The organism is Sphingobium sp. (assembly GCF_049304695.1).
GTDB lineage: Bacteria > Pseudomonadota > Alphaproteobacteria > Sphingomonadales > Sphingomonadaceae > Sphingobium.
Map to the genome: position 1 here is coordinate 73,891 of NZ_JBAQOK010000032.1, position 23,350 is coordinate 97,240.

Sequence of the window (23,350 nt, forward strand, 5' to 3'; positions counted from 1 at the left end):
GCGGGTTGGGGTATGGAACGGCGAGGACTGCCGTCGTTCCATATTCGCCTATTATACCAATGCCGCCAGTCGCTCCTCCACCATATGCAACTCCGCAACAAAGCGTGCCCGCTCTTCTGCCTGTCTGGTTTCGTCGGGCAGGCGCAGCAGATAGCTGGGATGCACCGTCACCCAACCCTCCGCGCCATTGTCCAGGGGTATCGCGGCGCCACGCGTCTTGCCGATCGCCACCGCCTTGCCCAGCATCGCCCGCGCCGCCGTCGCGCCCAGCGCCACGACAATGCGGGGGCGGATGATGTCCAGCTCCTGTGCCAGCCACCACCGGCACGCCTGAACCTCGCCCGCTTGCGGAGTCTGGTGAATGCGGCGCTTGCCGCGTTGCTCGAACTTGAAATGCTTGACCGCATTGGTGACATAGGCCTGGCGCCGATCGACCCCGGCCTCCGCCAATGCCGCATCGAACAATTGCCCCGCTGGTCCCACAAACGGCCGCCCGGCCAGATCCTCCTGATCGCCCGGCTGTTCGCCGATGAACAATAGCGGCGCGTTCAGCGGTCCTTCGCCAAACACCGTCTGCGTCGCATTTTCGTGCAGGGCGCAGCGTGTGCAGCCCATCGCGTCCCCCCGCAACGCGGCCCAGACAGTCTCCGCATTGCCCTGCCGCCCAGTGGGCTTTTCCGCCAGAGGAGCCGTTGCGATCATCGCTGCCTCGCGCTGCTGCGCGCCTGCGATCAGGTCGGGGATCAGTGCTGCTTCGGGCAGGTTGCGCCAATATTTCCGGGGCATTTCCGACAGCATCGCCCCGGTCTTCAGCCGCGCGGGATTGAAGATCGCGGCATAATAGCCTTTCCACAATGCCTCGACCGGGTCGTCGCCGGGCGCATCGGCACGGGTGGCACCCGGCCCTTCGCGCACGATCTCGCCGTCCCAGTGAATGCTGACGTCCGGCGTCAGGATTGACCAGCACATCGTGGTAAAGCGCCGCGCAAAGAAACCGGCATTGGCGCGCACGATATGATGGTCCGGCTCGAACCAGGCGACGAAGCGCGCGCCGCCTTCTTCCGCCACTTCGCGAAAGCGCACGAAGGCGCGCATCTTGTGAATGTCGCGGCGCACCGTCTTGGCCAGCGCCTCGACACGCCGCAGCAGCGGATCGGCCTTATCCTCCATCGTGCCGGGCCGTGCGCGCACCCGGCACAACAGGGCGTAAAGCAGTGCAAAACGCTCATTGTCCCGATGCAGGATCGCGCTCTGCGCCAGATCGACAAAGGCGCGCGGCACGGTAAAAACCGCTCCACGCGCTTCGATGACGGGTAAAGCATCGGACGCAAACAGATCGCCCGGCGCATCGCCCACCTGCCATGTCACATCGGCCGGATGCACATCTGCCAGCACCAGCCGCCGCGCCACATCGCGCCAGCCCTCGAAATCGTCCGGGGCGTCGAGCGCGATGTGGTGCATTACCGTGGCTTAGTCCTCGGCTTTCGCCCGTTCCAGTTCGTCGGGCTTGCGCTCGGCAAAGCGTTTGCCCAGCGCCTTTTCTTCCTCGGCGGTCAGTTCCTCGGCCGCGTCGGGGAACATCTCTTCCTCCTCCTCGTCGATGTGGTGGAGGTAGCGCTTCTTCATCTCGGCGAATTTCTTCCGCCACGCTTCGCCGTTGAACTTCAGTTCATCCAGTTCTTCGAAATAATCGTCGATTTCCTTATGTTCGGACACGCTATGCTGCGCATCTTCCCGCAGGTCGGGCTTCGCCAGCATGGTGGCGTAGAGCGTTTCTTCCTCGGCGGCAGCATGGGCCGTCACTTCGATCTTGAATTGCGTGACGAGCTTTTCCAGCTGATCGTCATCCTTGGCCGCGTCGATCTTTTTGAACAGCTCGCGGTGGGTGTCGTGGTCCTGTTTCAGGCGGTCGAAAATGCTGGCGTCGGCCATGGTCGTGTCTCCTCGTGCGAGCGGGGATAACGACAGGCGGAGCGATTGGCTCCCTGGGGTTTAGCCGAACAACGTGCGAAAAATGATCGCGACGGGAATCCAAAGTAAAGCGCCCAGGATGCTCGCGCCCCACAATTGCAGCAAGTCGCGACGGAACCGCACGCGCAGGCCCGATTGTGACAGGCCGCCGCGTTCCAGCATCTGCCAGCGCCGTTCCAGCCCGCGCGCGGCGATGGCGAAACCGGCGATCGCCACGATAATGCCCAGATGCAGGACCAGCGATCCGCCCATCTTGGCCACGATGAAAATCTGAAGCAGGCAGAACACGACCAGCGCCGCCGCCAGATGGCTGCTCACCCGCTTGGCAAAGCCAGTGTTGCGGCCCATCGCCCGATCGTCGAACATCGTCGCCAAGATCCGAATATCCCTTGCATGACTGGAAATGCCACGTTTTCACGAACGCGCCGGGCAATCAACCGCAAAATCTGAATAAACAGGGTTTATGTGAACAATTCCAGCTGATCGCGCGGTTGTGCGACTCGCGCGCGTAAATCGATGCGGTCGATCAGCCCCGACGGTCGCCAATCCGCCGCGATCAGGAATGGGCGCAGCTTTTTGATCGACGTCGTCATCCGCGCGACATCGTCCAGCCGCAACCGGCGATGGCGACGGCTGGTCAGGATGCGCTCCACCGCCTTCACCCCCAGTCCCGGCACGCGCAGCAGCATCTCACGCGGCGCGCGATTGACGTCCACGGGGAATGTTCCCCGGTGGCTGAGCGCCCATGCCAGCTTGGGGTCGATGTCGAGCGGCAGGCATCCCGTCGCCGGATCGGTCGCCGCGGCGATCTCACCCGCTTCATAGCCATAAAAGCGCATCATCCAGTCGGATTGGTACAGTCGATGCTCCCGCATCAGCGGCGGACGTTGCAGCGGCAGCACCGCGCTGGGCGAAGGGATCGGCGAAAAGGCGCTGTAATAAACGCGCCGCAGCCGGTGCCGGTCATACAGGCTGCTTGCCCGTGTGATGATCGCCCGGTCGTCCGCTGCGTCCGCGCCCACGATCATCTGCGTCGACTGGCCTGCCGGGGCAAAGCGCGGCGCATGGCGATATTTCTTCCGCGCGTCGCCATGATCGTCCATCTCCGCTTTCATCTGCCCCATCGCGCCCTCGATCCGTACGCCATCCTTTTCGGGGGCCAGCTTTTTCAGTCCGCCCTCGGTCGGCAATTCGACATTGATCGACAGTCGATCGGCGTGCAGTCCGGCCTGCCGCATCAGGTCCGGGTCGGCATCGGGTATGGTTTTCAGGTGGATGTAACCGCGAAAATCATGATCCTCGCGCAGCGTCCGGGCCACCGACACCATCTGCTCCATCGTATAGTCGGACGACCGGATGATGCCCGACGACAGAAACAGCCCCTCGATATAATTGCGCCGATAGAAATTAAGCGTCAGGTCCACGACTTCCTGCACCGTGAAGCGCGCCCGCTTCACATCGCTCGACCGGCGGTTGATGCAGTAATGGCAATCGAAAATGCAACTGTTGGTCAGCAAAATCTTGAGCAGCGAGATACAGCGTCCGTCGGGGGCATAGGCATGGCAAATGCCCATGCCCTCCGTCGATCCCACGCCCTTGCCGCCGCGCGAATCCCGCTTGGCCGTGCCCGACGACGCGCAGGACGCATCATATTTGGCCGCGTCCGCCAATATTTCCAATTTCGTCCGGGTCGTCATCTGGGTCATGTCGTTCTATTTATGTTCTTTTTGGCCCCGCGTCTATGATATCGATCAGGCGCACATCGAAAATTAATACGAATCCGTAACGATATGGGTTTTGCTGCTGTCCTTACAGGTGGGAATGCGCAACTACCCTATGTCTCACTCTGGAAATCAGGTGCGCCAACTTGTGTCCTTGCGGTCGATCATCCGCACCATCGCCTGAAAATCCGGCACGCCCGGACCAACCGGCAACTGCATCCCCGCCAGATCGCGCTGATGCACCGCGATCACCTCGGCCGGAATATCCACCGGCGTTCCCGCCGCGCCTGCCGCCACCTGAATCTCGCACGCCCGTTGCAGCGACCAGTGTTTCAGGAACGCCTCGGGCAGGCTCTCCCCCATCACCAGCGTCCCATGATTGCGCAGCATCATCACCCGCCTGTCGCCCAGATTGGCGATCAGTCGTTCGCCTTCCTCTGGCCGAAGTGTCACCCCTTCAAACCCGTGATAGGCGATTCGCCCACTGAACGCCGCAGCGTAGAAGCTGATCGGCCTCAGCCCTTCGCGCGTCGCGCTGACCGCCATGCCCGCGGTGGTATGGGTATGAATGATGCAATGGGCGTCGGGCAGGTGGCGGTGGAAAACGCTATGCTGGGTAAAGCCTGCCCGGTTGACCGGATAGGGACTGCCGTCAAGCACCTGTCCGTCGATGTCGATCTTGACAAGGTTCGACGCCGTTACCTCGTCATAGCCAAGCCCGAACGGGTTGATAAGAAACGCATGCTCCTCGCCCGGCACGCGCAGCGTGATATGGTTGTAGATCAGTTCCGACCAGCCCATATGGTCGAAGATGCGATAACAGGCGGCAAGCTGCTGGCGCGCCTCCCATTCGGCGGGGGACGGGTCGGGCTTTTTCGCGGCGCTGGCCATGGCGGATCCTCTCTTTTATTGTGGATGCGACTATCGTTCACACGAGCGCGCCTGTCGAGTATGCAGGCTTTAGGGTTGAACTGGTGCGACTCTGCTGGTAGGGCGCGCCCCACACGGCGTAGGGCGACCTGCGACGACTCACTGGCTTTGCTATTCGGTCGGCCCGTCGGGACGGATGTATAATCCCGGCGCACCGCTCGTTTTCGATTGGAGATTGACGGACTTATGCAGATCATCGTTCGCGACAATAATGTCGACCAGGCCCTCCGCGCGCTCAAGAAGAAGTTGCAGCGTGAAGGCGTGTATCGCGAAATGAAGCTGCGTCGCCACTACGAAAAGCCGTCGGAAAAGCGCGCCCGTGAAAAGGCTGCCGCTGTCCGTCGCGCCCGCAAGATGGACCGCAAGCGCGCCGAGCGCGACGGCGCGAAGTAAGCGCCGTCGGGGCGGTTCGCGCCGCCCCGCTTCCCTGCTGCTATCCCGCCCTACAATTGCGAGACTTGTCGCCATGTCCACGACGGCTGTACCCCTTCGTTCCATCGCCAAGGGATCTTTGACGCGCCTCTGGATCGGCGTCGCTGCCGTTGCGCTGGCGGCTGGCGGTCTTGCCTGGGCGGGGCAACAGGGCGTAACGCCTTCGCCAGCCGCTTTCCTGACGCGCAACGCCGGAGCCAAGGGCGTTGTCACCACAGCGTCAGGGCTTCAGATCAAGACGCTGAAGGAAGGCGCTGGTCCCAGCCCGACCACCACCGACGTGGCGCTGGTGGGTTATAAGGGCACGCTGCTCGACGGCACCGTGTTCGACCAGAACCCACAGGCAGCGATGCCTGTCGATGGCGTAGTGCCCGGCTTCTCCGAAGGCTTGCAGCAGATGCGCAAGGGCGGTTCCTATCGCCTGTGGATTCCGTCACAGCTTGGCTATGGCGATCAGGCCGCTGGCCCGATCCCGGCCGGTTCGGTGCTGGTGTTCGACGTGGAACTGCACGACTTCAAGTCGCGCGCGGAAATCATGCAGATGCAGCAGATGATGCAGCAACAGCAGGGCGGTTCGGGCGGCGCGCCCGAAGCGCAGCCCTTGCCTGTGCCGGGTAACTGATCGCTGCTATATCGCTGAATCAGAAGGGGCCGCTCGTCGGCCCCTTTTTCTTGAGCTATGCGCCGCCAATCATCCGCTCGGCGATGCGCGCTTTATTCTGGGTCTCCAGCCCCTTGGACCGCTCCTCCAGATAGACTTTGATCATCGCGACGATCGGGTCAGCCAAAGCCAGTCCCAATATGCCGAAGAGCGCGCCGAGCAGTATCTGCGCGCCCAGCACCAGCGCCGGGGCAAGGTCGGTCGCCTTTTTCGCGACCATCGGCACGATCAGATAGCCATCGATGATCTGCACCACCATATAAACGCCAAAGGCATAGAAGCCGGTATGGGTTCCGCCTGAAAAGCCGACGAGGATGATGAGAACGCCTGATATGATCGCGCCAATATTGGGCAGGAAAGCGAACAGTGCGGTCAATATGCCCAGCAGTCCCGCCATCGGCACGCCGCCAATCCACAGGAACAGCCAAACGCCCACGCCCTCCACCGTCATGCCGATCAACCGTCCGGCCATCAACCGGCGCAGCGTCCAGCCCATCTTGTCAGCGATGGCATAAAAATGCGCCCGCTTGTCGATCGGCAGCATCCACGCGACGCCACGTTCATATAGCTTGGGTTCGACCGCCAGGAAAATCGCCAGCACCACCATCATCACCAGGCTGGTAATCACGCCCACCGCCGTGCCGACCGCTGCGGTGACCCGGCCCATCGAACTCATCGCCTGCGACGCCAGGCTCTTGAAATCATCGGGGGTCGTGGTGATGCCCAGATGCTGCATCCATCCGCCGATGCGTGCGACCTGCGCTTCAACGATCGTGCGCATCGCCTGAGCCTGCGCTGCCAGGCTCGATCCAGTCAGATAAAATGTGTAGGCAATGAAAGCGACTATGCCCAGCAACACAATGGTCAGTCGCCAACCCCGCCCGATCGGCAAGACACGGCCAAGCAGGCGCGTGCCGCCATCCATCATCGTGGCCAGCACCAGAGCGCCAAGAATAAGGAGGATCGGCTGTGCCAGCAGCACGATCAGCCCCAACGCCACGGCGAGTGCGAACCACACGCCCGCGCGCTTCAATTCCTGCTGAACCAGCGGGCTGCGCATCTCGCTGGGACCAGGTTCCTCGACGTGGCTTTGCGTCGCTTCGCTCAAAACCCTGGCCCCTTATGTTGCCGATCTTATTGCGGCGCTGAAACGCTCGCTGGACGCAGGCTGTTCCCCGCCCGCCCGCTGCGCAGCGCATGGAACCAGCTCAGCGGATTCCATGTCGCGTCCCCATCCAGGCTGAAAGTGATGAATTCGGCCCGTCCGCCGATCGCTTCCCATGGCACCGGGCCGCCCAGCCCGTTTTCATCGAGTGGCGCGCGGCTGTCCGCGCTGTTGTCGCGATTGTCGCCCATCAGGAAAACATGATGTTCGGGTACGCGCACCGGACCATACCAATCCAGCGCGCTCGGCCCCATGTCGATCACGACATAGGTCTTGCCGTTGGGCAGGACTTCCTGCCGCACCGGCAGTTCGCAATAGTCCCGGCCATCCCTGCCGCTAACCAGCGCGCCGGGAAATTGCAGCGGCGAACAGGGTGCGTTGCCATCGATCGGGATGCGCAGGGGCTTCAACATCTTCTGCGGCACCGCCACGCCATTCAGGACGACCTGACCGCCACGTACTTCGATAATGTCGCCGGGCAGGCCTATCACCCGCTTGATATAATCCTCCCGCCGATTCTGGGGGCTGACGATGACGATGTCGCCTCGTTCCGGCAGTCGCCCCAGCACGCGCCCTTTCAGAAATGGCAGCGGGTGGAAACTGGGCGAGACATAGGACCAGCCATAGGGGAATTTGCTCACCACCAGCCGATCGCCGGTCAGCAACACCGGCATCATCGATTCTGACGGGATGTAGAAAGGCTTGGCGACAAAACTATGGAAGGCCAGCACCGCCAGGATCAGTAGCGCGATGCTTTTCAGCTCATGCCACCAATTGACCCAGGATTGCGGCTCGGCCGTTTCGGGCACTGTTGGCTGCGTGTCATCTTGGTCCGGGGTCAGGTCGACTGCCGTCATGGGCGGATGCTCGCTCGAAGAAGGGGGGATGGGCGCGGTCATAGCGGTAGCGCCTCAATGATGACAAAGGCCTGCGCCCATGGATGATCGTCGGTGAGCGTCAGATGAATGACCGGTCTGTGCCCGGCTGGCACCATCGATTCCAGCCGGGCCAGCGCGCCGCCGGAAAGGTCCAACGTGGGTGCGCCAGACGCGGCATTGACGACGCCGATGTCCTTCATGAACACGCCCGCTTTGAAGCCGGTGCCGACGGCCTTGGAAAAGGCTTCCTTGGCGGCGAACCGCTTGGCCAGCGTGCCTGCCTTGGTAAAGGGGCGGCGATTGGCCTTGGCCTGCTCGATGTCGGTGAACACCCGCACTTCAAAGCGCGCGCCGAAGCGATCGAGCGAGTTCTGAATCCGCTCGATATTGCAAAGGTCGGAGCCAAGGCCGATGATCAAAGGAAAATCCTCCCCCGCAAGGGGAGGGGGACCGTTCGCGAAGCGAATGGTGGAGGGGTATCACCCCATCGATAGGGCGATACCCCTCCGTCAGGGCTGCGCCCTGCCACCTCCCCTGTCAGGGGAGGATGACATTTGGCACTCACCGCGCCAGATCCATCTGCCGCCGCATTTCGCGGATGCTGCCCTCCAGCCCGCCGAATATCGCCTCGCCGATCAGGAAATGCCCGATATTGAGTTCGGCGACCTGCGGGATCGCGGCGATCGGCCCGACATTGTCGAAGGTCAGCCCATGGCCTGCATGGGGTTCGATCCCGTTCTTGGCGGCCAGCGCTACGGCATCGGCGATCTTGCGCAGTTCGGTGGCGCGCGCCTCCCCGGTCAGGTGGGCATAAGCGCCGGTGTGAAATTCCACCACCGGCGCGCCCAGCCGGATCGCCGCGTCGATCTGTACCGCATCCGCTTCGATGAACAGACTCACGCGAATCCCTGCCTCGCCCAGCGCCGCAACGACCGGACGCAGCATTTCAAATTGTCCGGCCGCGTCCAGCCCGCCTTCGGTCGTGCGTTCCTCGCGCTTTTCCGGCACGATGCAGGCGGCATGGGGTTTATAACGCAGCGCGATGTCCAGCATTTCGGTCGTCGCCGCCATCTCCAGATTGAGCGGCACGTCGAGCGACGCCATCAGCATGGCGATATCCTCATCGCGGATATGCCGTCGGTCCTCACGCAGATGCGCAGTGATGCCGTCCGCCCCCGCCTTGGCAGCCAGCAGCGCTGCCTTCACCGGGTCGGGATGCTCGCCGCCCCGTGCGTTGCGGATGGTGGCTACATGGTCGATATTGACGCCCAGGCGCAACGGGGTGGCTGCATGGTTCATAGGGCTACTTCCGGCTGCCCGGCTTGATCGCCGGAATCGCCGCCAGCTCGGGCGGTAAGGCATCGGCTTCATAGACCGGGAAATTGATCGAGACGAGCGGGTAGAAGGGAACGCCCAGATCTACCTCGCCCGCTGATCGGTCCACCAAAGCCGCTTCGGCGATGACGATGCCGCCTTCCGCTTCGACTGCCGCGATCGCTTGCCGCGAAGACAGGCCGGTGGTCACGACGTCTTCGACCATCAGCACTTTCTGACCCGGCGTAATGGCGAACCCACGACGCAGTTCGAACGTGCCTTCGGGGCGCTCCAGAAAAACGGCGTCCTTGTCGAGCGCACGGCCGACCTCATGGCCGATGATCAGGCCACCCATGGCGGGCGACACGACCAGATCGATCTCCTGCCGCAACTCGCGGGGCAATTTCTGCACTATGGCGCGAGCCAGCTTGCCGGCGCGATCCGCGTTCATCAAAACCCGTGCGCATTGCAGATAGTTGGCGCTGCGACGGCCCGACGACAGAATGAAATGTCCTTCGAGCAGCGCCCCTGCCGCCCGGAATTCCGCCAATACTTCCTCGTCGTTCATGCCGTTTCACATATCCTGTAGCGGGTGTTGGCGCACCTTTCGACACGCCGCACCCTGTCATCTTCGCGCCCCTGCGCGCGTAGCTGCGAAATAGGCGGGGGACGGGATCGTTGCAACAGCGAAGAAAATCTGCTCCTGAGCGCTTGAGGCAGGCAAAAACCATGCCTATAAGCCGCGGCAGAACCGACCGGGCGAGGATGGCGTGCATACGCGCGTCTTCGTTGCAGCGGCGCCAAGGGGTTACGGGGTAAGAAGACGCTTATGAAACAGGTGAAATCGCTCGTTCTCGCTGGGTTGCTGGCTTTCGCGCCAGCCATTGCGATGAACGGTCAGGCGCTGGCGCAGGACAATGTCGCCGCCGCCGCGCCGGTTGCGGAGAATGCTGCCGTGCCAGCTGATTCGGCTGCCAACGCTGCTGTGCCAGCCGCACAGGCAGCGCCGGTCGCCACGGTCGCCGCGCCGCCACGCATGAAGCCGACCGAAGGTATCGGCATGCCAAAGCCGGGCGAATATACCCTGCAGGAGCAGTTCACATCGACCGGTCACACGGCGCGCTGGTTGCATGACAAGATGCTGATTCCGCTGATCTTCGCAATTTCCATCCTCGTGCTGGCGCTGATGCTCTACGCGATGTGGAAATTCCGCGCGTCGGCCAACCCCGTGCCGTCTAAGACATCGCACAACACCCTGATCGAAGTGATCTGGACTGTCGCGCCAGTCATCATCCTGCTGATCGTCGCGGTGCCATCCATCGGCTTGCTCGCCGACCAGTATAAGCCAGCGCCCAAGGATGCGCTGACCGTCAAGGTCACAGGCTATCAATGGTACTGGGGCTATGAATATCCCGATGCGGGCATCCCCGAATTCGTGTCCAACATGCTGACCGAAGACAAGGCGAAGGCCAATGGCGAGCCTTATCTGCTCGCGCCGGACAACCGTCTGGTCCTGCCTGTCGGTCGTCCGATCAAGCTGATCATCACTGGCGCCGACGTGATCCACAGCTTTGCCGTGCCGTCGCTCTGGGTGAAGATGGATGCAGTGCCGGGCCGCCTCAATGAAAAGAGCTTCACGATCGAAAAGCCGGGCGTCTATTACGGCCAGTGTTCGGAATTGTGTGGCGCGCGCCACGGCTTCATGCCGATCGCGATCGAGGCGTTGCCGCCTGCGCAGTTTAATCAGTGGGTGCTGTCACAGGGCGGCAAGCTTCCCGGCGCAGCCGCGCCTGTGACGGCTCAGGCGGCTGTGCCCGCTACGCCCGCCGCCGACGCCAAGCTTTGATGTAGGGGCAGATACGCCATGACCACCATTACCGCAGATCAATACGGCGATCATGCTCACGAGCATCATGACGCCGACCATAAGCCAGCCTTCTTCCAGCGCTGGTTCATGTCCACCAATCATAAGGACATCGGCACCCTCTACCTGATTTTCGCGATCTTCGCGGGTGTCGTGGGTGGCGCGATTTCCGGCCTGATGCGCGCCGAACTCGCGCATCCGGGCATTCAGTATCTGCAAGGCTGGGCGAATATCCAGCATTCGCTGCTGGGTGCTGAACCCGCTTCGCTGGACCAGGCCTATCATCTGTGGAACGCGCTGATTACGGCACACGGCCTCATCATGGTGTTCTTCATGGTGATGCCTGCAATCATCGGCGGCTTTGGCAACTGGTTCGTGCCGATCATGATCGGTGCGCCGGACATGGCCTTCCCCCGGATGAACAACGTCAGCTTCTGGCTGCTCATCCCCGCTTTCCTGCTGCTGCTTGGCTCGGCCTTCGTGCCGGGCGGCACCGGCTATGGCGCGGGCACCGGCTGGACCGTCTATGCTCCGCTGTCGACCAGCGGTTCGGCTGGTCCTGCGGTCGATATGGCGATCCTGTCGCTGCATATCGCGGGTGCTGGATCGATCCTGGGTGCGGTCAACTTCATCACCACCATTCTCAACATGCGTGCGCCGGGCATGACCCTGCACAAAATGCCGCTGTTCGTCTGGTCGGTGCTGGTCACTGCCTTCCTTCTGCTGCTTGCACTGCCGGTTCTGGCTGCTGCGATCACCATGCTGCTGACCGATCGTAATTTCGGCACGACCTTCTACGATGCGGCCGGTGGCGGCGATCCCGAACTCTACCAGCATCTTTTCTGGTTTTTCGGCCACCCCGAAGTCTACATCATGATCCTGCCCGGTTTCGGTATCGTCAGCCAGATCATCTCGACCTTCTCGAAAAAGCCCGTGTTCGGCTATCTGGGCATGGCTTATGCCATGGTCGCGATAGGCGTGGTCGGCTTCGTCGTGTGGGCGCACCACATGTTCACCACCGGCATGTCGGTGAATGTGAAGATGTACTTCACCGCCGCGACGATGGTCATCGCCGTGCCCACGGGCATCAAGATCTTCTCATGGATCGCGACGATCTGGGGTGGTTCGATCAGTTTCAAGACCCCGATGGTCTGGGCGCTGGGCTTCATCTTCCTGTTCACCGTGGGCGGCGTCACCGGCGTCGTGCTGGCGAACGGCGGCGTCGATGACGTGCTGCACGACACCTATTATGTGGTCGCGCATTTCCACTACGTTCTCTCGTTGGGTGCAGTCTTCTCGCTCTTCGCTGGCTTCTACTACTGGTTCCCGAAAATGTCGGGCCGGATGTACAATGAGTTTCTCGGCCAGCTTCACTTCTGGGTATTCTTCATCGGCGTGAACCTATTGTTCTTCCCGATGCATTTCCTGGGCCTGTCGGGCATGCCACGTCGTTATCCCGACTATCCGGCTGCGTTTGAAAAGTGGAACAGCGTGGCTACACATGGTTATGAAATCATGGCCGTCGGCATGGTGATCTTCTTCATCAACATCATCTGGTCGCTTGCGGCTGGCAAGAAGGCTGCGGGTAACCCCTGGGGTGAAGGCGCAACGACGCTGGAATGGACGCTGTCCAGCCCGCCGCCCTTCCACCAGTTCGAAACCCTGCCAGTTATCGACGATGCGGCGCATCATTGATCCAGTGACGGACTGACATGATCGGGGGGCGGGTGACATGCGCCCGCCCCCCTCATGCTATAGGCTCCAGCGACAGCTCTCGCTAAATAGAGCCAGGACAGATATGACGACCGCGATGATGACATCCGCCCCTATTACGGCCCATTGGCGCGACTTCCTCGCGCTGACGAAGCCGCGCGTGATGACGCTGGTCGTGTTCACTGGCCTGTGCGGGCTGCTGGCAGCACCGGGCCACATCCATCCGGTACTCGCCTTCACCGCCATCCTGTGCATCGCACTGGGTGCGGGGGCTGCGGCCAGCCTCAACCAATGGTATGAGGCGGACATTGATGCCAAGATGAAGCGCACCGCCAACCGGCCGCTGCCTGCGGGTCGGATGGATCGGCAATCGGCGCTCCATTTCGGCGTAGGACTTTCCTTCTTCTCGGTCATCCTGATCGGCATGGCGACCAACTGGCTCGCCGCTGTCGTTCTGGCCGTATCGATCCTGTTCTACGTTTTTGTCTATACAATCTGGCTGAAGCCGCGCACGGCGCAGAATATTGTCATCGGTGGCGCGGCGGGCGCTTTCCCCCCGGTCATCGGCTGGGTGGCGGTGACAGGGGACATCACGGCCTTGCCGATCGCGCTGTTCATGCTGATCTTCTTTTGGACGCCGCCGCATTTCTGGGCGCTCGCTTTGTTCGTGAAAACCGATTACGCGGCGGCTGGCATTCCGATGCTGCCAGTGGTGTCGGGCGAAGTCGTCACGCGCCGCCAGATCTGGCTCTATACCGCCATTATGGCCGTCGCGGCCATGGCGCCTGTGCTGCTCGGCCTGACCGGGCTGGTGTATGGCACGGTCGCGTTGCTGGGTACTGCGTTGTTCGCCTTCTTCTCCTTTCAGGTCTATCGTCGCCGCGAAGCCGATCCTGCGCGGATGGCACCGGAGCGGCGGCTGTTCAAATATTCGATCTTCTATCTGTTTCTCCTCTTTGGTGCGGTCGTCGTCGATCGCTGGATTTTGGCATGACCCCGGAAGAAGAACAGCAGATTCGCGCGCGGCAAAAATCGCGCTCGCTCATCACCGGGCTGTTGCTCGGTTTTCTGGTCATCCTGTTTTTTGCCATCGCCATGGCGAAAATCGGTGGGAGCCATGCAATCTGATGGCCGCGCTGCCGCCATCCCCGTTCGACCGGGACCGGCGTAACCGCCGTACGCTCGTCGCGATGTCGGGCGTTGGCCTGTCGATGCTCGCGCTCGGCTTCGCATCAGTCCCGCTTTACCGCATATTCTGCGAACAGACCGGCTTTGGCGGCACGACCAAGCGCGCCGCCGCCGACGTGCAGGTGCGCGAAGCCACAGGCCATACACTTTCGATCCGTTTCGATTCGAACGTGCAGCCGGGCATGCCATGGCAATTCTACCCCGAACATCGCACTGACACGGTGACGATCGGGCGTAAGGACATGGCGATCTTCATTGCAAAGAACATGTCCGACAAGCCTGTGACCGGGACGGCCAGTTTCAACGTCACGCCGACGCAGGCGGGCGCTTATTTCACCAAGATCCAGTGTTTCTGCTTCACGCAGCAAACCTTGCAACCGGGACAGGAGGTGCGGATGCCCGTCCTCTATTTTGTCGATCCAAAAATCCTCGACGATCCCGATAACAAGGACACGCAACAGATAACCCTCAGCTATACATTCTACCCGGTTGAGCCGGACAAGAAGGCAAGCTAAGGCAACCAACGATAACGCGAACAGGGAAGAGCAGGCATGGCAGGCGCCAAGAACCACGATTATCATATTCTCCCGCCCAGCATCTGGCCGTTGTTCGGCGCGATGTCCGTGCTGATCATGGCGTTCGGCGGGATCATGTGGATGCACCCCGACGCATTGCCTGCGGGCGGCGGCTGGGTATTCCTGCTCGGTCTCGCTGGCGTGCTGTTCACCTTCTACAGCTGGTGGGCCCATGTCGTCGCCGAAGCGCATGCGGGCGATCATACGCCAGTGGTGCAGTTGCATCTGCGCTACGGCATGATCCTGTTCATCGCGTCGGAAGTGATGTTCTTCGTCGGCTGGTTCTGGGCCTTCTTTGACTTCTCGCTGTTCCCCAGCGCGCTGCCGCCCATCGATGGTCTGTTCCCGTCCAAGGACATCCATGTGATGAACGCGTTCGAGCTGCCGCTGCTCAATACGCTGATCCTGCTATGCTCGGGCACCACCATCACCTGGTCGCACCATGCGCTGATCCACGGCGATCGTGATGGCATGATCAAGGGGTTGTGGTGTACCATCATTCTGGGCGCGATCTTCTCGTGCGTACAGGCCTATGAATATGCCCACGCGCCGTTCCCGTTCGGCGGCACGCCTTACAGCTCGGCCTTTTACATGGCGACTGGCTTTCACGGCTTCCACGTTCTGGTCGGCACGATCTTCCTGACCGTGAACCTGATCCGCGCCTATAAGGGGCACTTTACCCCGCGCCAGCATTTCGGCTTCGAAGCCGCTGCCTGGTACTGGCATTTCGTCGATGTGGTGTGGCTGTTCCTGTTCGTTGCCATCTATGTTTGGGGTGGCTGGGGCGCGCCAGTCCACGGCTGATCCCGCTTCATGGAAAAAGATCGACGGCCGGGGCATCGCTCCGGCCGTGTTCTTTTGTACCGTCCCCCGCTATGGAGACTGGCGATGACCTTACCCCCCGATCCCGTCGCAGCTCCGGCTTCCAGGCGCATCCCCATATTGCCGACATTGCTGGTCGCGGTCGCTGCGATCGTCATGATGGCCCTTGGCGTCTGGCAGTTGCAGCGCCGGACGGAGAAGGCGCATGCGCTTGAATTGGCCGCCAGCAATCCAGGCAAGCCCGCCGTAGCCTTCCCTAAACTCCCGCCCGTCGCGCCCGACCTGTTGTTCCGCCCGTCCTCGCTGCACTGCCTGCGCGTCGTTGGCTGGCAGGTGGAAGCAGGCCGCGCCGCCGACGGCAGCACTGGCTATCGCCATATCGCCCAATGTGCGACCGGTGCGGAAGGACCGGGCGCGCTGGTTGCGATTGGTGTGACGGATCGGCCTGATGCCAGGCCCAATTGGACCGGCGGCCAGATCGCCGGGTGGATTAGCGAAGAACCGGACCACCGCGCGCTCATCATGCGAATCGGTGGGAAGGCCCCGCCGCTGCGGCCGATGTTGATCGCCCGCAGCGCGCCTGCTGGCCTGAAACCCAGCGCTCCGCCCAGCGCCGCCGACGTGCCCAACAATCATCTCGCCTACGCGGTGCAATGGTTCTTCTTCGCCGGGATCGCCATCATCATCTATATCCTGGCGTTACGCCGCAGGAACCAGCCTCCCTCGCCCTGACATCCCGGTAAACGCTTGCCCCATGACGCATGGGTCGCTACCGCGCATTCCCATTATGCAATATCAAAGCACCAGGGGGAGCGCGCCGTCGCTCGGTTTTGAGGATGTGACGCTGGCAGGGCTGGCATCCGATGGCGGGTTGTACGTGCCGACCAGTTGGCCGGCCTTTTCGACCGAACAGATCCGCAACCTTGCCGGTCTATCCTATGTCGAAACGGCGGTTCAGGTCATGACGCCGTTTGTCGCCGGTTCGCTGACACAGGAAGAATTGCGGGAGCTTTGCACCGCCGCCTATGGCCGTTTCAGCCATCAGGCCGTGACACCGCTGGTGCAACTGGATCATCAGCACTGGTTGCTTGAACTGTTCCACGGCCCGACCCTGGCGTTCAAGGATGTCGCGCTCCAACTGCTCGGCCAGTTGTTTGAGCGTTTCCTGTCGCGCCGTGATGATCATCTCACCATCGTCGGTGCAACCTCGGGTGATACCGGATCAGCGGCGATCGACGCGGTCGCAGGGCGTGAGAAGATCGACATCTTCATGCTCCACCCCGAAGGACGGGTGTCGGATGTCCAACGGCGGCAGATGACGACGGTGCTGGCCCCCAACGTCCATAATATCGCCATCGACGGCAGCTTCGACGACGCGCAGGCGATGGTGAAGCGTATGTTCAAAGACGCGGATTTTTCCCGTCGGTTTAACCTGTCTGCCGTCAACTCGATCAACTGGGCGCGGCTGATGGCGCAGGTGGTCTATTATTTCTACGCGGCCGTCCGTCTGGGTGCGCCGGAACGCCCCGTCGCCTTCTCCGTCCCCACCGGCAATTTCGGCGATGTCTTCGCGGGCTATGTCGCTGCGAAGATGGGCCTGCCGGTCGCCAAGCTGATCGTCGCGACCAACGTCAATGACATATTGCATCGCGCGCTGTCCGATGGCGATTACAGCCAGGGTCAGGTGGTGCCGACCGCGACGCCCAGCATGGACATTCAGGTCAGTTCCAATTTCGAACGGCTGCTGTTCGATGCCGGTGGCCGCGACGGCATGGCGCTCAATACCCAGATGCACGGGTTCGAATCCGCGCGCTCCATGCGCCTGACCAATGCTCAGCGGGAAGGCGCGGCGCATCTCTTCACCTCCGCTCGGATCGACCCCGATGGCATGACCATGGCAATGCGTTGGGCCTATGATGGCGCGGGGCAGATCATCGATCCGCATAGCGCCATCGGCCTGGCGGCGGCGCGGGAGGTCGATCTCGATCCGTCGATCCCGGTCGTCACGCTGGCGACCGCCCATGCGGCCAAGTTCCGCGACGCTGTGGAACGAGCGACCGGCACCCGGCCGCCGCTACCCGCGCGCGTGGGCGACCTGTTTTCGCGCGAAGAAAATTACGTCAAACTGCCCGGCACATTTGAGGCAGTGACGGCCTATGTCGCGGAGCGCGCGACGCCGCGCGCCTGAACTTTCCATCCGTTCGGTTCGAGCAAAGTCGAGAACCGGATGCGCAGCGTTCCTCGACACGCTCGAAACGAACGGAGGCCTGTTGTGAACCTGAAAACCCTCATTGGTGAACCCTGGGCCGATTATGGCCTGATCGATTCAGGCCATGGCCGTAAGCTGGAACGCTATGGCCGCTACCGCTTCATTCGCCCCGAACCACAAGCGATGTGGGCGCCCGCGACCGACGACTGGAAAGCGGACGGCGAATTTGTGCCCGGTTCGGACGAAGAGGGCGGCGGCCGCTGGTTCTACGACAAGCCGGTTCCTGCCGATGGCTGGCCGCTTGCATGGAATGAAGTAACGTTTCAGTCCAGTTGCACGCCCTTTCGCCATCTGGGCTTCTTCCCCGACATGGCCCCCGTGTGGGACTGGATGCGGGAACGCACAGCGGACAAGGCCGAGGCCGAAGTCATGAACCTGTTTGGCTACACCGGCGTCGGTACGCTTGCCATGTCGGCCAGCGGCGCACGCATGGTGCATGTCGATGCGTCAAAGAAATCTGTGGCCCAAGCCCGCGCCAACGCCGCACTGTCCGGCATGGGGGACAACCCAGTTCGCTGGATCGTGGAAGACGCGGCCAAGTTCGTCGCGCGCGAAGTGCGGCGTGGTCGGCGCTATGATGGCATATTGCTCGACCCGCCCAAATATGGCCGTGGACCCGATGGCGAAGTGTGGCGGCTGGAGGAAGACCTGCCCGCCCTGATCGCCGATTGCCGCCAGTTGCTTGATGCCGAAAGCCGTTTTCTGTTCCTGACCGTCTATGCTGTACGCATGTCGGCGCTGGCGATCGGTGAACTGCTGCGCCAGGCCTTCGCCGACCTGCCCGGCGAAGTGGAAGTCGGTGAACTGACGGTGCGGGAGGAAGCGAGAGGGCTCCTGCTGCCCACCGCCATTTGGGCGCGGTGGAAGCGGTAAAGCTCCAGCGGTCCCTGTCTTATTTCCCTACCCGTATTTCGAACAATTTCGGCCAGTTCTTGCCCGTTACGAACACTCTGTCCTTCGCTGCATCATAGGCGATGCCGTTCGCTACCGCTTCGGTGTCGGTCACACCAGCCGCCTTGCGCAACGCAGCGACATCGATCCAGTCGATCACTGCTCCTGTGCGAGGATCGATCCGCGCTATCCGGGTATCATACCAGATGTTTGCCCAGATTTCGCCGCGCACCCATTCCAGTTCGTTGAGCCGCTCCACCGCGCGCCCGTTCCAGGTCACGGTAATGCGCCGCTGCTCGGTGAGTTCGACCGGGTCCAGAAAGCGCAGTTGCGCAGTGCCGTCGCTCATGATGAGCGACCGGCCATCCTGAGTCATGCCCCAACCTTCGCCTTCGTAACGAAAAGCGCCGACTGGCTTGAAATCCTTCAGGTTCCACAGGAATCCCTGCCGATGACGCCAAGTCAGGCTGATGATCCGGTCGCCCCAATTGACGATGCCCTCACCGAAATAGCGCGGTTCCAGCACGCGGCGCTCGATCACCTTGCCGGTCTTGAGCGAGACCTTGCGAATGTCCGACTGTCCCTCAAGCCCGGTACTTTCGTACATAACGCCGCCGTGGAAGAAGAGACCTTCGGTAAAGGCGGCTGGGTCATGGGGGTAGGTGGCAACCAGCGTCCAGGGCGTGTCGGCATGGGCGGTGGTGGAGACCGAGGCCAGAACGGCCATGAACAGCGACAACAGCCGCCGTTGAAGCGTCGCGCTCATTCCGCGGCCTGCTCCGCAATCGCCGCAGCCAGCCAGCCGGGCAAGGTGGTCGGGTCCAGCGCCTCCACCCGCCGCAATTCGATCGACAGGTCCATGTCCGGCAAAGCCGCGCGCTGGCGCTTTTCGTCCGCCTGGTTCAGCGGCACGGCAACCAGCCGCCGGTTTACCTTGGCCCGGTAATGCATCCGTGCGGTATTTTCCTGTCCGACATAGCAGCCCTTGTCATAATCCACGCCGCCCAGTTCCTGTGCATTGGTTTCCAGCCACAGCGTCTGGTCCTGCCCCAGTTCCTCCGCCCCCTCGAACACGCCCAACGCCAGACGATGCGCACGGAACGCCGCAGAAGCGCCGCCTTCGTCCGGCGGCGCAATCCAGCGATGGCCAAGAGCGGGCAGGCGGGGATCGGGCGGTGCTTCCGTTGCATCAAGCGACCAATGCACCGCCAACGTCTCCTCACGCGCAATCACGACCTTGCGACGCAGGCGATAGAGCGTCAGCCGCCGCGCCAATGCATCGGCCTGCGCATCCTCGCAATCTATCAGCACATCGTCGCCATCGGCCCACAATATCATGTCGAACAGCGCTTTGCCCTGCGCCGTGAGCAGCCCGCCCCAGCGCGGCTCACCCTGTTTAAGGGTCAGGACATCGCGCGTCAGCAGCCCTTGCAGGAAGGGTTTGGCCTCTTCGCCGGAAATTCTCAGGATGGCGCGATCGCGCAGGGTGGTGCCGGTCATTGGCTTTAGGTAGGACAGGACGCGAACATATCCAACCCGTCGTTCCAGACGAACGGACCATAAAGCGGAACAACGCCATGACCCAGACCTATGACCTGATCCTCAAGAACGGCACCGTCCATACGCCCGGTGGCGTAGAGCAGGTGGATGTGGGCGTGCGCGGGGGAAAGATCGTGGCGATCGGATCGGCGCTGGGCGATGCGGGCGAAGTCATCGACTGCACTGGTCTGGACGTCCTGCCGGGCTGCATCGACAGTCAGGTGCATTTCCGGGAACCGGGACTGGAGCATAAGGAAGATCTGGAGTCGGGCAGCCGCGCCGCCGTGCTGGGCGGCATCACCGCCGTGTTCGAAATGCCCAACACCAACCCCAACACGGATACGGCGGAACGGGTGCATGACAAACTGGCGCGCGCGCATCATCGTATGTGGTGCGATCATGCTTTTTACGTTGGAGCGACGGCGGACAATGCCGAACAGCTCAAGGAACTGGAGCGGATTCCCGGCACGGCGGGGGTGAAGATCTTCATGGGCGCATCGACCGGCAGCCTGTTGGTGGACGATGATAACGCTCTGTCGCGCGTGTTGGCCAGCGGCACCCGCCGCGTCGCCATCCATGCCGAGGACGAGACGCGGATGAATGCGCGCAAGGCCCATGCGCTGGCGGGCGACCCATCCTCCCACCCCATATGGCGCGACGACGAAAGCGCTATGATCGCCACCAGGCGCATCATTGGCCTCGCCCGTCAGGCACGCCGCCGCATCCACATCCTGCACATCACGACGCCAGCCGAACTGGGCTATATCGGCCAGAACAAGGACATCGCGACGTGCGAGGTCACGCCCCAGCATCTGACGCTGGCGGGGGAAGACGCTTATCCGCGCCTTGGCACCTATGCGCAGATGAACCCGCCGATCCGGTCTGGCGCGCATCGCGATGGCCTGTGGTTCTGGCTGAACCAGGGCGTGCCCGACGTGTTGGGTAGCGACCATGCCCCCCACACGATCGAGGAAAAGGCCAAGCCCTATCCAACCAGCCCCAGCGGCATGCCGGGCGTGCAGACGCTGGTGCCGCTGCTGCTCAACCATGTGGCGGAGGGGCGGCTGTCGCTGCGTCGCTTCATCGAACTGACCTCATCGGGTCCGCAGCGCGTGTTCGGGCTGGTGGGCAAGGGGCGCATCGCGACCGGCTATGATGCCGACTTCACCATCGTGGATCTGAAAAAGCGCTGGACGGTGGACAGCGCGTGGCTCGCATCGCGCTGCAACTGGTCGCCGTTCGAGGGCATGGACCTGACCGGCAAGGCGGTCGGCACTATCGTTCGCGGCCACCGCGTGATGTGGGAGGATGCTCTGATTGATGCCGCGATCGGGGAGCCGGTTCGCTTCGAAGCGACGCAGTTCGCTTAAACGGCGGCGATGCGGTTGCGGCGGGCAGTGGCCAGACTGTCCGCCACGAACAGGATGAGGCCGGTCCAGATCAGGCCGAAACTGGCCATCTGGCCAGTCGTCAGCCTCTCGCCGAACAAGAGTATGCCGCATAGAAATTGCAGCGTCGGGGCCAGATATTGCATCAACCCCAGCATCGACATCGGCAAACGCTGCGCGGCCGTAGCGAACAGAACCAGCGGGATGGTGGTGACGACACCGCAAATGACGAGCAGCGCCGTCGTCGCGCCATCCTGCCCGAAGCTGACGCCGCCCTGCATGGACAGCCACGCCAGATAGGCGATTGCGAAAGGCGCAAGCAGCAGCGTTTCCACGCCCAGTCCGACCATAGGCGCGACCGGCGTGACTTTGCGTAACAGGCCATAAAAGGCGAAGGTGAAGGCCAGCGTCAGGCTGATCCATAATGTCGTCAGCGCCGATATGGCCAGGATGACGACGCCAATCGCCGCGATGCCGATCGCCGCTATCTGCCCCCGGCGCAGCTTTTCCTTCAACACAACTACGCCCAAAGCCACCACGACCAGCGGGTTCAGGAAATAGCCCAGACTCGCGGCCACCACATGACCGTCATTGACTGCCCAGACATAGGTCAGCCAGTTGAGCGCGATCAGGGCCGCCGACCCGGCGAGCGGCAGGACTAGGCGCTTGTCGCGCACGGCCGTCCATAAGGGCGTCAGGCTCCGGCGCACCGCCAGCAGCATCAGGATGAGCAGCAACGACCAGATGATACGCTGGGTCACGATCTCAGCCGGATCGACATGATGCAGCAGCCGAAAGAATATCGGCAGCAGCCCCCACAGGCCATAAGCGGCGCACCCGGCCAGCAGGCCGTTGCGCACTGTCCTGTCCTTTTCGCTTGGCAAAGGCGTCAGAAAATGCCCCCACCAAGGAACAGCCGCAGCGCGCCGAAGGCGGCGACCAGCAGGCAGAAATTGCGTCCGCCATTGCGCGAAGACATCATGCCGACCAGCGCGCCGAACAGCGCCATCGGCACCAGCAGCCAGTTCAGTGCGCCCAGAAGAGGAAAAACGGCCGGGATCATCAGGATGAGGGTGACGATGCCAATGAAAGCGGAAAATATGTTAAGCATGGTTCTACAAATGGCGCTTTGTCCGCTCGCCCACAAGCCTGCCCGTCATGCCAATGACCACAAATTGGCTTGTGCGCGTAAAAACGGCGTGATTCACCAAAAGTCCTAACGAAAAATTAACCCGCACTCTTCATGCCTTGTTTACGAAGGAGTGAAGAATGGCGCTGATCCGGTCTGTTTCCCGCAACCCTATGGTACTGCCGCTCCTGCTGGGGCTGGCCGCCTGTGGCAAGGGCGACAAGGACGCCAATCTCGCCGCGCTCGACGCGCAGCTCACCAATAATGCGGTCGATCCTGCGCTTAAGGGCGCGCTGGCCGATCCGATCGTGGTCGATCCGCAACTGGTCGGTCAATCCAACCGCAACGCCGTGCGTTCCGCCGACAAGCCAGCGACTGGCGCAGTGCCGATGCTGGCGGGCGATGCGCGCAAGGCGCAGGCCGAAGCCGCGCGGCAGGCGGGTGGGAAATTACTCTCCGCTCCCGCCGCCAGCGAAGGCGCGGCAATGGCCTCTGCAGTCACACTGGGCGCAGTCGCGCGCGAACAGGCGCAACGCAACGGCGGCAATGCAGGCTGCGCCAGGAAACTGGCCTATGGCATGGAATGGGCGCAACGCCTGCCCGAACCTTTCGCCCTCTATCCCGGCGCGCAACTGACCGAAGCGGCCGGGGCGCAGAAGGATGGCTGCACCCTGCGCGCCGTCAGTTTCGTGACGCCCGCCCCTAAACAGGGGGTGATGGACTATTATTACACCTTGGCACGTCGCGCGGGCTATGACGGCGAACATAAGCTGCTGGGCGGCGACCATGTGCTGGGCGGCACGCGCAAGGGAGACGGCAGCGCCTATTTCATCGTGCTGACCGATGCGCCGGGAGGCAAGACCGGCGTTGACATCATCGCCGACAATGGTCGCTAGTCCC

Annotated in this window: 27 protein-coding genes; 13 read left to right on the top strand and 14 right to left on the bottom strand. The window is 62.2% G+C overall.

Annotation, left to right across the window (positions count from 1 at the left end; all coding sequences use genetic code 11):
• Positions 1-51 precede the first annotated feature (51 nt).
• The 5 genes from WA070_RS04680 to WA070_RS04700 all read right to left on the bottom strand — a co-directional run bounded on the left by WA070_RS04680 (position 52) and on the right by WA070_RS04700 (position 4,583).
• Positions 52-1,461 (bottom strand): UdgX family uracil-DNA binding protein, encoded by a 1,410-nt coding sequence (locus tag WA070_RS04680; protein WP_422632990.1) that lies wholly within the window; start codon positions 1,459-1,461, stop codon positions 52-54.
• 9 nt (positions 1,462-1,470) lie between these two features.
• On the bottom strand, positions 1,471-1,932 hold the full coding sequence (locus WA070_RS04685) for a hemerythrin domain-containing protein (RefSeq protein WP_422632991.1): 462 nt from the start codon (positions 1,930-1,932) through the stop codon (positions 1,471-1,473).
• Between the two features lie 60 nt (positions 1,933-1,992).
• Positions 1,993-2,346: a hypothetical protein gene (locus WA070_RS04690; RefSeq protein ID WP_422632992.1), complete on the bottom strand. Its 354-nt coding sequence runs from the start codon at positions 2,344-2,346 to the stop codon at positions 1,993-1,995.
• 86 nt (positions 2,347-2,432) lie between these two features.
• A complete protein-coding gene (locus WA070_RS04695) occupies positions 2,433-3,677 on the bottom strand; it encodes a putative DNA modification/repair radical SAM protein (protein ID WP_422632993.1) in 1,245 nt (414 codons plus the stop codon).
• A gap of 147 nt (positions 3,678-3,824) precedes the next feature.
• Complete coding sequence (locus WA070_RS04700; protein ID WP_422632994.1) at positions 3,825-4,583, bottom strand: class II aldolase/adducin family protein; 759 nt, start codon at positions 4,581-4,583, stop codon at positions 3,825-3,827.
• 225 nt (positions 4,584-4,808) lie between these two features.
• Here WA070_RS04700 and rpsU point away from each other — a divergent pair, with 225 nt between their 5' ends.
• Complete coding sequence (gene rpsU / locus WA070_RS04705) at positions 4,809-5,015, top strand: 30S ribosomal protein S21 (protein ID WP_006957190.1); 207 nt, start codon at positions 4,809-4,811, stop codon at positions 5,013-5,015.
• A 73-nt stretch (positions 5,016-5,088) separates the two neighbouring features.
• Entirely contained in the window at positions 5,089-5,676 is a 588-nt protein-coding gene (locus WA070_RS04710) for an FKBP-type peptidyl-prolyl cis-trans isomerase (protein WP_422632995.1), read from the top strand.
• 55 nt (positions 5,677-5,731) lie between these two features.
• On the opposite strand, the gene WA070_RS04715 is transcribed toward WA070_RS04710, so the two are convergent.
• From WA070_RS04715 to pyrE, 5 genes are all read right to left on the bottom strand, one after another.
• Entirely contained in the window at positions 5,732-6,775 is a 1,044-nt protein-coding gene (locus WA070_RS04715; protein ID WP_422633065.1) for an AI-2E family transporter, read from the bottom strand.
• Positions 6,776-6,849: 74 nt separating this feature from the next.
• On the bottom strand, positions 6,850-7,737 hold the full coding sequence (gene lepB / locus WA070_RS04720) for a signal peptidase I (protein WP_422632996.1): 888 nt from the start codon (positions 7,735-7,737) through the stop codon (positions 6,850-6,852).
• A gap of 38 nt (positions 7,738-7,775) precedes the next feature.
• Positions 7,776-8,177, bottom strand: coding sequence for a holo-ACP synthase (acpS, locus tag WA070_RS04725; protein ID WP_422632997.1), 402 nt, complete (start codon positions 8,175-8,177; stop codon positions 7,776-7,778).
• A 142-nt stretch (positions 8,178-8,319) separates the two neighbouring features.
• Positions 8,320-9,057: a pyridoxine 5'-phosphate synthase gene (locus WA070_RS04730; RefSeq protein WP_422632998.1), complete on the bottom strand. Its 738-nt coding sequence runs from the start codon at positions 9,055-9,057 to the stop codon at positions 8,320-8,322.
• A gap of 4 nt (positions 9,058-9,061) precedes the next feature.
• A complete protein-coding gene (gene pyrE / locus WA070_RS04735) occupies positions 9,062-9,640 on the bottom strand; it encodes an orotate phosphoribosyltransferase (protein ID WP_422632999.1) in 579 nt (192 codons plus the stop codon).
• A 261-nt stretch (positions 9,641-9,901) separates the two neighbouring features.
• Between pyrE and coxB the strand changes: the two genes are divergently transcribed.
• From coxB to WA070_RS04780, 9 genes are all read left to right on the top strand, one after another.
• Positions 9,902-10,918: a cytochrome c oxidase subunit II gene (gene coxB / locus WA070_RS04740; RefSeq protein WP_422633000.1), complete on the top strand. Its 1,017-nt coding sequence runs from the start codon at positions 9,902-9,904 to the stop codon at positions 10,916-10,918.
• An 18-nt stretch (positions 10,919-10,936) separates the two neighbouring features.
• Complete coding sequence (ctaD, locus tag WA070_RS04745; protein ID WP_422633001.1) at positions 10,937-12,631, top strand: cytochrome c oxidase subunit I; 1,695 nt, start codon at positions 10,937-10,939, stop codon at positions 12,629-12,631.
• Between the two features lie 115 nt (positions 12,632-12,746).
• Positions 12,747-13,643, top strand: a complete 897-nt coding sequence (locus WA070_RS04750) for a heme o synthase (protein WP_422633002.1) — start codon at positions 12,747-12,749, stop codon at positions 13,641-13,643.
• A complete protein-coding gene (locus WA070_RS04755) occupies positions 13,640-13,777 on the top strand; it encodes a hypothetical protein (protein ID WP_422633003.1) in 138 nt (45 codons plus the stop codon). Before WA070_RS04750 ends, WA070_RS04755 begins: the two co-directional genes overlap by 4 nt.
• On the top strand, positions 13,777-14,352 hold the full coding sequence (locus tag WA070_RS04760; RefSeq protein ID WP_422633004.1) for a cytochrome c oxidase assembly protein: 576 nt from the start codon (positions 13,777-13,779) through the stop codon (positions 14,350-14,352). Before WA070_RS04755 ends, WA070_RS04760 begins: the two co-directional genes overlap by 1 nt.
• A 36-nt stretch (positions 14,353-14,388) precedes the next feature.
• Positions 14,389-15,216: a cytochrome c oxidase subunit 3 gene (locus tag WA070_RS04765; RefSeq protein ID WP_422633005.1), complete on the top strand. Its 828-nt coding sequence runs from the start codon at positions 14,389-14,391 to the stop codon at positions 15,214-15,216.
• Positions 15,217-15,300: 84 nt separating this feature from the next.
• A complete protein-coding gene (locus WA070_RS04770; protein ID WP_422633006.1) occupies positions 15,301-15,966 on the top strand; it encodes an SURF1 family protein in 666 nt (221 codons plus the stop codon).
• Positions 15,967-16,021: 55 nt separating this feature from the next.
• On the top strand, positions 16,022-17,422 hold the full coding sequence (thrC, locus tag WA070_RS04775) for a threonine synthase (protein WP_422633007.1): 1,401 nt from the start codon (positions 16,022-16,024) through the stop codon (positions 17,420-17,422).
• Positions 17,423-17,506: 84 nt separating this feature from the next.
• Positions 17,507-18,376: a class I SAM-dependent methyltransferase gene (locus WA070_RS04780; RefSeq protein ID WP_422633008.1), complete on the top strand. Its 870-nt coding sequence runs from the start codon at positions 17,507-17,509 to the stop codon at positions 18,374-18,376.
• A 19-nt stretch (positions 18,377-18,395) separates the two neighbouring features.
• Here WA070_RS04780 and WA070_RS04785 read toward each other — a convergent pair whose 3' ends face one another.
• Together WA070_RS04785 and WA070_RS04790 are read right to left on the bottom strand one after the other, a co-directional pair.
• Positions 18,396-19,121: a glutaminyl-peptide cyclotransferase gene (locus tag WA070_RS04785; protein WP_422633066.1), complete on the bottom strand. Its 726-nt coding sequence runs from the start codon at positions 19,119-19,121 to the stop codon at positions 18,396-18,398.
• A 35-nt stretch (positions 19,122-19,156) separates the two neighbouring features.
• Positions 19,157-19,894 carry a YgfZ/GcvT domain-containing protein gene (locus WA070_RS04790; protein WP_422633009.1) on the bottom strand — a complete coding sequence of 246 codons (738 nt, stop codon included), beginning with the start codon at positions 19,892-19,894 and terminating at the stop codon, positions 19,157-19,159.
• Between the two features lie 77 nt (positions 19,895-19,971).
• On the opposite strand from WA070_RS04790, the gene WA070_RS04795 reads away from it, so the two are divergent.
• Positions 19,972-21,303, top strand: coding sequence for a dihydroorotase (locus tag WA070_RS04795; RefSeq protein WP_422633010.1), 1,332 nt, complete (start codon positions 19,972-19,974; stop codon positions 21,301-21,303).
• Here WA070_RS04795 and rarD read toward each other — a convergent pair.
• Together rarD and WA070_RS04805 are read right to left on the bottom strand one after the other, a co-directional pair.
• On the bottom strand, positions 21,300-22,181 hold the full coding sequence (gene rarD, locus WA070_RS04800) for an EamA family transporter RarD (protein WP_422633011.1): 882 nt from the start codon (positions 22,179-22,181) through the stop codon (positions 21,300-21,302). The two genes, WA070_RS04795 and rarD, sit on opposite strands and share 4 nt — an antisense overlap.
• A 29-nt stretch (positions 22,182-22,210) precedes the next feature.
• Complete coding sequence (locus tag WA070_RS04805) at positions 22,211-22,432, bottom strand: hypothetical protein (protein WP_422633012.1); 222 nt, start codon at positions 22,430-22,432, stop codon at positions 22,211-22,213.
• Between the two features lie 158 nt (positions 22,433-22,590).
• On the opposite strand from WA070_RS04805, the gene WA070_RS04810 reads away from it, so the two are divergent.
• Positions 22,591-23,346, top strand: coding sequence for a hypothetical protein (locus WA070_RS04810; RefSeq protein WP_422633013.1), 756 nt, complete (start codon positions 22,591-22,593; stop codon positions 23,344-23,346).
• Positions 23,347-23,350: the final 4 nt, after the last annotated feature.

What these genes read in the sequence shown, in the direction of transcription:
- WA070_RS04680 (WP_422632990.1), bottom strand. Translation starts at nt 1,461, where the DNA reads ATGCACCACATCGCGCTCGACGCCCCGGACGATTTCGAGGGCTGGCGC.
- WA070_RS04685 (WP_422632991.1), bottom strand. Translation starts at nt 1,932, where the DNA reads ATGGCCGACGCCAGCATTTTCGACCGCCTGAAACAGGACCACGACACC.
- WA070_RS04695 (WP_422632993.1), bottom strand. Translation starts at nt 3,677, where the DNA reads ATGACCCAGATGACGACCCGGACGAAATTGGAAATATTGGCGGACGCG.
- WA070_RS04700 (WP_422632994.1), bottom strand. Translation starts at nt 4,583, where the DNA reads ATGGCCAGCGCCGCGAAAAAGCCCGACCCGTCCCCCGCCGAATGGGAG.
- rpsU (WP_006957190.1), top strand. Translation starts at nt 4,809, where the DNA reads ATGCAGATCATCGTTCGCGACAATAATGTCGACCAGGCCCTCCGCGCG.
- WA070_RS04710 (WP_422632995.1), top strand. Translation starts at nt 5,089, where the DNA reads ATGTCCACGACGGCTGTACCCCTTCGTTCCATCGCCAAGGGATCTTTG.
- WA070_RS04715 (WP_422633065.1), bottom strand. Translation starts at nt 6,775, where the DNA reads ATGCGCAGCCCGCTGGTTCAGCAGGAATTGAAGCGCGCGGGCGTGTGG.
- lepB (WP_422632996.1), bottom strand. Translation starts at nt 7,737, where the DNA reads ATGACGGCAGTCGACCTGACCCCGGACCAAGATGACACGCAGCCAACA.
- WA070_RS04730 (WP_422632998.1), bottom strand. Translation starts at nt 9,057, where the DNA reads ATGAACCATGCAGCCACCCCGTTGCGCCTGGGCGTCAATATCGACCAT.
- pyrE (WP_422632999.1), bottom strand. Translation starts at nt 9,640, where the DNA reads ATGAACGACGAGGAAGTATTGGCGGAATTCCGGGCGGCAGGGGCGCTG.
- coxB (WP_422633000.1), top strand. Translation starts at nt 9,902, where the DNA reads ATGAAACAGGTGAAATCGCTCGTTCTCGCTGGGTTGCTGGCTTTCGCG.
- ctaD (WP_422633001.1), top strand. Translation starts at nt 10,937, where the DNA reads ATGACCACCATTACCGCAGATCAATACGGCGATCATGCTCACGAGCAT.
- WA070_RS04750 (WP_422633002.1), top strand. Translation starts at nt 12,747, where the DNA reads ATGATGACATCCGCCCCTATTACGGCCCATTGGCGCGACTTCCTCGCG.
- WA070_RS04755 (WP_422633003.1), top strand. Translation starts at nt 13,640, where the DNA reads ATGACCCCGGAAGAAGAACAGCAGATTCGCGCGCGGCAAAAATCGCGC.
- WA070_RS04760 (WP_422633004.1), top strand. Translation starts at nt 13,777, where the DNA reads ATGGCCGCGCTGCCGCCATCCCCGTTCGACCGGGACCGGCGTAACCGC.
- WA070_RS04765 (WP_422633005.1), top strand. Translation starts at nt 14,389, where the DNA reads ATGGCAGGCGCCAAGAACCACGATTATCATATTCTCCCGCCCAGCATC.
- WA070_RS04770 (WP_422633006.1), top strand. Translation starts at nt 15,301, where the DNA reads ATGACCTTACCCCCCGATCCCGTCGCAGCTCCGGCTTCCAGGCGCATC.
- thrC (WP_422633007.1), top strand. Translation starts at nt 16,022, where the DNA reads ATGCAATATCAAAGCACCAGGGGGAGCGCGCCGTCGCTCGGTTTTGAG.
- WA070_RS04785 (WP_422633066.1), bottom strand. Translation starts at nt 19,121, where the DNA reads ATGGCCGTTCTGGCCTCGGTCTCCACCACCGCCCATGCCGACACGCCC.
- WA070_RS04790 (WP_422633009.1), bottom strand. Translation starts at nt 19,894, where the DNA reads ATGACCGGCACCACCCTGCGCGATCGCGCCATCCTGAGAATTTCCGGC.
- WA070_RS04795 (WP_422633010.1), top strand. Translation starts at nt 19,972, where the DNA reads ATGACCCAGACCTATGACCTGATCCTCAAGAACGGCACCGTCCATACG.
- WA070_RS04805 (WP_422633012.1), bottom strand. Translation starts at nt 22,432, where the DNA reads ATGCTTAACATATTTTCCGCTTTCATTGGCATCGTCACCCTCATCCTG.
- WA070_RS04810 (WP_422633013.1), top strand. Translation starts at nt 22,591, where the DNA reads ATGGCGCTGATCCGGTCTGTTTCCCGCAACCCTATGGTACTGCCGCTC.